This window comes from Halomonas sp., from assembly GCF_041689495.1.
GTDB lineage: Bacteria > Pseudomonadota > Gammaproteobacteria > Pseudomonadales > Halomonadaceae > Halomonas.
The window spans coordinates 1-1,030 of the sequence record NZ_JBDNGD010000486.1 but is presented as its reverse complement, the minus strand read 5'-3'; the positions used below and the strand labels follow the sequence as shown (position 1 = coordinate 1,030).

Genomic DNA, 1,030 nt, shown 5'->3' with positions numbered 1-1,030 from the left:
ACTAGACGGTGCGCGAATAGCGCCCCTCGCTGCGTGCCAGGTAGGCATCGAAGGCCATGGCGGCATTGCGCATCATCAGCCGTCCGGCCGGCAGCACCTCGATCTCGCTCTCGTGGATCGCCAACAGACCATCGGCTTCCATCTCGGCGAGTTCGTCGAGGGCGTCGGCGAAGGTATCCTGGAAGTCGATGTCATGGGCCGCCTCGATCGCGGCGACATCGATGTGGCCATGGCACATCAGGGCGTTGATCACGTCCCGGCGCAGCCGATCGTCGGCGTTCAGACGGTAACCGCGCATCACCGGTAGCCGGCCTGCCTTGAGGTGCGCCTGGTACTGGGCCGTCTCCTTGACGTTCTGGCTGTAGCTGTCGCCCACCTTGCCGATGGCGGTATTGCCAAGGCCGATCAGGTCGCAGTCGGCCTGCGTCGAGTAGCCCTGGAAGTTGCGCTGCAGGGTACCGTTCTCCTTCGCCAGGGAGAGCTCGTCCTCGGGCAGGGCGAAATGGTCCATGCCGATGTAGACATAGCCCGCCTCGGTGAGGCGGCGGATGGTCAGCTCCAGCAGTTCGATCTTGCGCTCCGGCGGCGGCATGTCCTCGGGACGGATCAGCCGCTGGGCCTTGAACAGCTCCGGCAGGTGGGCATAGCTGTAGGCGGCGATGCGGTCCGGGTGCAGGGCGATGATCTTGTCCAGGGTGGCATCGAAGCTGGCCACGGTCTGCAGCGGCAGGCCGTAGATCAGGTCGACACTCACCGACTGGAAGCCGGCCTCGCGGGCCGCGGCCACCAGTTCCACCACCTGGGCCTCGCTCTGGACACGATTGACCGCCGCCTGGACGTCGGGGTCGAAGTCCTGCACGCCGAAGCTCAGGCGGTTGAACCCCAGGACACGGAGCTCGTGGATCTGCTCGGGGGTCACGGTGCGGGGGTCCACCTCCAGGGAGAACTCCCGCGCCTCGGGCTCGGCGAAGTGGAAGGCGGTATCCAGCGCCGCCATCAGCTCGCCGAGCTGGTCATTGCTCAGGTAGGT

General features: G+C 66.2%; 1 protein-coding gene. It reads right to left on the bottom strand.

Features of this window, described 5'->3' with window-relative positions; all coding sequences use genetic code 11:
* Window position 1: 1 nt before the first annotated feature.
* Window positions 2-1,030, bottom strand: a 1,029-nt coding sequence (gene hemN, locus ACESMD_RS14625; protein ID WP_372614409.1) for an oxygen-independent coproporphyrinogen III oxidase, incomplete at its 5' end; no start/stop codon positions are given.